General features: G+C 41.4%; 5 protein-coding genes and 1 pseudogene. 2 read left to right on the forward strand and 4 right to left on the reverse strand.

Annotation, left to right across the window (positions count from 1 at the left end; all coding sequences use genetic code 11):
- Positions 1-4 precede the first annotated feature (4 nt).
- Positions 5-739, forward strand: coding sequence for an HIRAN domain-containing protein (locus tag Q1Q75_RS18935; protein WP_300673904.1), 735 nt, complete (start codon positions 5-7; stop codon positions 737-739).
- A gap of 697 nt (positions 740-1,436) precedes the next feature.
- Here the strand turns inward: Q1Q75_RS18935 and Q1Q75_RS18940 are convergent.
- The 3 genes from Q1Q75_RS18940 to Q1Q75_RS18950 form a co-directional block, all read right to left on the reverse strand.
- The gene (locus tag Q1Q75_RS18940; RefSeq protein WP_300673907.1) at positions 1,437-1,958 is read right to left on the reverse strand and encodes a hypothetical protein; all 522 of its coding nucleotides are present in this window, start codon (positions 1,956-1,958) and stop codon (positions 1,437-1,439) included.
- 219 nt (positions 1,959-2,177) lie between these two features.
- The gene (locus Q1Q75_RS18945) at positions 2,178-2,906 is read right to left on the reverse strand and encodes an SPOR domain-containing protein (RefSeq protein ID WP_300673909.1); all 729 of its coding nucleotides are present in this window, start codon (positions 2,904-2,906) and stop codon (positions 2,178-2,180) included.
- Between the two features lie 320 nt (positions 2,907-3,226).
- The gene (locus Q1Q75_RS18950) at positions 3,227-3,640 is read right to left on the reverse strand and encodes a hypothetical protein (protein WP_300673911.1); all 414 of its coding nucleotides are present in this window, start codon (positions 3,638-3,640) and stop codon (positions 3,227-3,229) included.
- Between the two features lie 288 nt (positions 3,641-3,928).
- On the opposite strand from Q1Q75_RS18950, the gene Q1Q75_RS18955 reads away from it, so the two are divergent.
- Entirely contained in the window at positions 3,929-5,257 is a 1,329-nt protein-coding gene (locus tag Q1Q75_RS18955; protein ID WP_300673914.1) for a Fic family protein, read from the forward strand.
- A 540-nt stretch (positions 5,258-5,797) separates the two neighbouring features.
- On the opposite strand, the pseudogene Q1Q75_RS18960 reads toward Q1Q75_RS18955, so the two are convergent.
- Positions 5,798-6,473: pseudogene (locus Q1Q75_RS18960) on the reverse strand (hypothetical protein); the annotation flags it as partial.

Genomic DNA, 6,473 nt, shown 5'->3' on the forward strand with positions numbered 1-6,473 from the left:
TTCAATGGTTTCAGAACTTATTTTAGCTTGGTACAATTCAGAAAGACATGCTTGGGTACCTGTTGGACGATTGGAGTATTTAAATAATAAATATTTTTTTCGTTATACTTCCGAGGTAGAAAGTTTACATGAAAAAGATAATTTCAGGCCCCTTGCTGGAATGGATAAATTCGAAACATGCTATGAATCTGATGAAATTTTTCCGTTATTTAAAAATCGATTACTTCAAAAAAATAGACCTGAGTATCAAGACTATCTAAGTTGGCTAAATATTGAAGAAAATGAATACTCTCCAATTGAAGAACTATCTAAAACTGGAGGCATTAGATCAACCGATCATCTTAGGTTATTTCCCATCCCCAAAAAACAAAATGATGAATATGCTATTAGTTTTTTTAGCTATGGTATTAGGTATTTAAGCGCATCATGCACAGATAGATTGGCAAAATTAAATCCTGATGATAAATTATACCTAATGAAAGACTTTCAAAACAAATATGATGGCCACGCATTACTTATGCGATCTGAAGATCCTATTGAAATTTTAGGTTATGTACCACGATTTTTTGCAGAGGATTTTGAAAAATTAATTGATCTCAATGATGGGGACAAGGTTTCTGTAACCGTTGAGAAAGTTAATTTGAAATCTCCCTCACAATATAAATTATTGTGTAAATGTAGAACGACATGGCCTGATAGGTTTGTTCCATTTAGTGGTAGTGAGTTTCAACATATTTAAGAGTCGTACATCTTCTACTGCATCCTCAGTCGGAACGCATATCGAGTTATACAGAAAAGCTATGTTTTATGTCGAGGGCATCTTTATAAGAAACGAGTGAATGAAAACGAGAAACGAGGGGACGATACGAGGGGCTACGAGGGGCTACGAGGGGACAGGCGACATGCTCTCGATGTGGACATTTCATGTCATAGTTTTTTCTTCTTGCATGATTGCTAACGAAAAAAAGCGTTGTAATCCCAGTGATTCCATCTGAGCTTAAGATGTTATTGTTAATCGAGGTCCGAATAGGCCGATGCAGGAACAGCTTTTCCAACGATCATGAGCAAGGACAAAATATAAATCGCAGGCCCTCACGAACGAAAGAATAGATGCTGAATTCATTTTTGAATGTTTGCAGATTATTGGCTTTATTGCGGGCTTGATCGGGCACAGCGACAGCAAACCGTTAGCCCGGATATTTCACGAGTTGGGTGCGCTCATATGTAAGGCCTCAGATCTGAAGATGTAGTGGTTTACCTCAAGGCTCTGATAACGCGGCAGATGAGTGCACCCGGCTCGCCCGAAGGGTGAGAAAATCAAACCGAATACTGTAGATTACATTTTGCATTTTTGAAACGACTGAAAATATTACTGCAAAGAACTGTCATTACGAATGATTCCTTAGCCCTGATTGTTTTTTCATTAAATATCCGGGTTAGGCCTCTCTTAATCGCTTCATGGAGTACATGCCATCAAGGCCTTTGATCTGCCGTGGGATTCGTTCTCGACTCCCATAAAGCGAATTCTTAAAGTGTTCATAGGTTCCAATCACCAAGGCTTTGGAGCCGATGATGCCCGAATCGGTAAAATATCGGGTTCGAGACCTGAACCTCCGGCTGCGATCGAGTTCAAATTTTTTCTCCTTTTCAGACTGAAACACCCGCGCCGGGATCGCGGCCTTTCCCCGTTTTTTAACCGATCCCGCGTGATAAAGAAATTCGCGGTATTTTTCCAATCGTTCTGCGCTCTTCACCCCAAACTCCATCAGCCCGAAGTCCAGGGAAAGAAACCCGTCCCGGTTTCCCGTCTGCACATGGTGTCCGATGGAGCACCAGCGGTAGTCCTCCGGCCGCTTCACAATGCCCGTGTCGAACACAGTGACGAGATGATCTTCTGGTACGGCGCTAATTTTTCCCTTTACCAGCGGTTCTGATTTGTCATCAAATAAAGCCATCATGCCGAAAGGCAGGAGGGCCTATTTTTGTTTGCCTGGCAAAGACGCGACCCCTTCTCCGGCCTGGCATGATCTTCGTATTATACGAGCCTCCCTGACCCCTTTCTGGGTGAATACGATCGACTCACCGATTTTATGAAATTTGGTATTGGTATATTTTTTACCCTGATTATTATTTTCTGCCCCTAAATTTGAGCTTTTTATCGGCATGGTGGGTGTTGTTTAAGGCTTCCATTTCCACAAATACGTATCTTCAGGCAAGCCGTCCTGTAAAGCTTGTGTTTTTAGTTTTTCAGCTTCATCAAGGGTGATGTATGAGCCAAGGGCAACGCCATAGTATTTATTTGAACCAAAGGGTTCGATAACTTGGGCATCATAGCCTTTTGAACGCAAGGAAGCTGCCTGTTCTTTAGCGTCATCTTTGTTCTTATATGAGCCCACAAAAACAAACCACCCGTTTGATATGTTTCCTGAGATACCATACCAGATGAGTTTAGCTTTTGACGGGGTGCCATGTTGCCCAATGAGTGTATTCGCATAAGCGGTAGAACAAAAACTTAAGCATTTTGTAAGGGTGAATTTATGAGACAACAACTCGCTATCCGGGGAAAGGTATAGCTGTGAAGACTCGAATTTCGAATCTTGTTTTTTTAGTACATTTATTTCATCTTCAGCATTTTTCAAATTGTTCGCATTTAGCATTCCGATTACGATAGCCGGTGCCATTACACCCAACTGAAAAGCCTTTTTATTATCCGTCTCAGTGTTGATATAGACAATGAAGCCACCAAGTATCATTAACACGATGACTTTTATGACATACCCGATCATTATCGTTGTTTTGAAACTGCTGGTGATTAAAGCTGCGTCAATTGAGACTAAATTTGCAAGGATAGGCATTATTGCTGCAAAGGCACCAATGAAAACACATTTTTTTTCTTTCGCATCCATGGTTGTAATCTCCTTATAGTGGTTTTAATCGCCGTCGGGTAAAAGACGGGCGAAAATGAAAAATCAGACAAAAGTTAACCTCCGGCAGGGCAGCCGGAGGGATAAGCTGAATCGTTACCAATAAATATAACTTATCTTTGGGGATTGTTAAGCTCGTATGAGCTGTTCTATCAACTTAATAGATTGCATGTGCCCGGTGTCGGTTTTTACCGACAATTTTTGCGCGCATGCTTACGCACCAACGCATCTCTTTCAGCAGCCTTAAACAAGCGCATGGTGCCTGTCCCCTGGTGCCCTGGTGCCCTGGTGCCTCCGGGCTATCACAATTCCGGAGGCATAAATTTTCGATCATTGTCGATGTCGCTGTGAGGTTCCATGGGCTGGAATGAGAGGATTGGCTCCGTTGTATGTTCTGGCGTGGTTGATACAGGGTAGCAGAGATCAATGAAAAAAAGGCCGGAGACCATCAGGTACAACCCGAAACACAGAGGGATAAGGCCGCTCAAGGCGATTGTCGTCAAGCAATACACCCACATGTACTCCGCAGAGCTTTGAGAGGACATGAGAAGCTGATTCATCATCTCTGACCCCATATATGACGACGGCATGCCCATCATTTTTTCCATATCAAGGGGCATGATGAGCATTGAGAGTGTCGTCAGAATTGTCATGATCGAATAACAGAAGATCAAAAATCCGGTGGTACGGCAAATCAGGGTGAATTTTTCTCTCATGTGTCAGTTCCCTTGGTTGGGGATGTTTAATCGAGACCTTGTGAGAATTAAGATTATGGGAGGGTTGGTGGTGCCTGGCCCTTGGTCCTTTGTTAACTGATTAACTGATTGCTTGGCTTATATAAATAACATTAATAAAAGTGCTGTTATTTTAACCCAGTATACCAGCACCGCCTGGGTTGATTTTTTTTGTTTTAACAATGGACGGGTTCATGTTAAGTTGAAATAAACAATTTTTTAAAAATCTGTTTGAGATCATAACAGTCCGTTTTCCAGGATAATATAAAAATGAAAAAACCAGAAATGCCACCAGAAACAAATAAACTTTTTGTCGATGTTATTGAAAAGCACTCTCCTATATTTGTAGTTGAAAAGCTTACATTAATCGAACCAATGGACAGTAAGGGGCGTTACCTTCACTGGGCTGAATTGCGCCATAAGCCTGCCCCCTTCGGTTTAACAAACGAAGAATGGTGGCTCGGTACTAAATTAGCAAGACAGTTCATATCGGAAAACCTACCCTTCAAAAATATTACGAATGAGTACTTCACATATTGTATTCCCAAACCGTTGTACTTGCTTATTGAAGAGTTACAATCAAAAATCGATGAGCTAAAAGAAACAAGCTCATCAATGCGCAAACAGTATCTTGCAAGTTGTCTTCGTGAAGAAGCAATAAGCTCAAGTCAACTGGAAGGTGCTTCTACAACCAGACTTATAGCTAAGCAAATGCTTTTAGAAGAAAGAGCTCCTGTTGATAAAAGTGAACAGATGATTTTTAATAATTACCACGCATTAGAACTTTTAAAAGAATTAAAAGATGAGCAGCTAACTCCACAAACAATTTGTCATATTCATTTTTTATTAGTTGAGAACACACTGGATGAAGATAAGACCGGGGCTTATCGAACAGAAAATGATAACGTTATTATAATGGATCATCTACAATCAGGAGTTTTACATAATCCGCCACCAGCTAAAGAACTTCAAGCAAGAATAAAATCGATTTGTGATTTTGCAAATGATAATGAAACAAAAATCCATCCAATTATAAAAGCAATAATTATTCACTTTATGCTTGCTTATGACCATCCTTTTGTTGATGGTAATGGTAGGACGGCAAGGGCTTTATTTTATTGGGTGTTAATTAATCATAATTACCACGTTATGGAGTTTTTTTCGATTTCAAAAATTCTTAAAGAAAAACGAACTGCATATGGAAAAGCATTTCTTTTTACAGAGACAGATAGTAATGATATGACTTATTTTATAAGCCATCAGCTTGATATATTGAAGCAATCAGTTCAAGCTTTTGAAGAATATATTGAAAGAAAAAAAGATGCGAGAGAAGAAGCATTAATATCAGGAAGTATCTCTAACATATCAGACAAACTTAATGTCAGACAATTAGAACTATTAATTCACGCATTGGAGCATTATCGCTTTACATATAGCATTCCAGCTCATGCCAAAGCGCATGGTATAACAACGGAAACAGCCCGTAAAGACCTACTGCAACTTTCTGATAAATACAACCTACTAAAAAAATTCAAAGATGGAAGGTCATATGTATTTATGTCTCCACCTGACTTAGTTGAACGCTTATCAAAAACCTAAACACAGTAAGTATTTAGCACATTTTATGATGGATAAATAGCCCGGATATTTCACGAGTTGGGTGCGCTCATATGCAAGGCATCAGAGCTGAAGATGTAGTGGTTTACCTCAAGGCTCTGATAACGCGGCAGATGAGTACACGCGGCTCGCCCGAAGGGTGAGAAAATCAAACCGAATACTGTGGATTACATTTTGCATTTTTGAAACGACTGAAAATATTACTGCAAAGAACTGTAATTACCAATAACAAACTAGAACAAACTAGGGGACAGGCGACATGCTCTTGATGTGGAATCTCATGTCATAGGGTATTCTTCTCGCATGATTCCTACCGAAAAAAAGCGCTGTAATCCCAGTGATTCTATTTGAGCTTAAGATGTTATTGTCAATCGAGGTCCGAATAGGCCGATGCAGAAACAGCCCTTCCAGATGCCATAACGAAGGACAAAACATGAACCTCATGCCCTCACGTCAACAGGGATGGGTGCTGAATTCGTTCTTATCAATTACAGATTTTTGCTATGCAGCGACAGGAAACCGTCAACCCTCTCTCAATCGTTTCATGGAGTACATACCGTCAAAGCAGCTGACCCGCTTTGGCACGCGTTCCCGGCTCCCATAAAGCCGATCCTTAAAGATTTCATAGGTTCCGATAACAAAAGACTTGGAGCCGATAATTCCCGAGTCGGTAAAATACCGGGTTCGGGACCTGAACCGCCGGATGCGATCCAGCTCAAAATTTTTCTCCTTTTCAGACTGAAATACCCGCGCCACAATCGCGGCCTTGCCCCGTTTTTTAACCGACCCCGCATGATAGAGAAATTCGCGGTATTTTTGAAGTCGCGCCGCACTCTCCACCCCGAACTCCACCAACCCGAAGTCCAGAGAGAGAAAATCATCTCGGTTTCCCGTCTGCACATGGTGCCCGATTGAGCACCAGCGATAATCCTCCGGCCGCTTCACAATACCCGCCCTCACGGCGTTTAAATCTATATAGGCCAGGCAGTTAATGGCGGTCTCACCTTTCTCCACAATCACGCTTTTAAACCGCTCACCCCACAGGGTCCCCCGACGATTCTTTTTCCGGTTATAGATCCGTGAAAAGGTCTGCTTGATATCCTTTACATACCAGGACAAGCTTGAAAACCGTTCTCGGTAGTGCTCCAGTTGGCCTTCAGGGAACTCCGTGCCTTTTGTGTAGAGAAGCATAAATCGA

Origin of the sequence: Desulfoluna sp. (genome assembly GCF_030145185.1) — a bacterium.
Classification (GTDB): domain Bacteria; phylum Desulfobacterota; class Desulfobacteria; order Desulfobacterales; family Desulfolunaceae; genus Desulfoluna.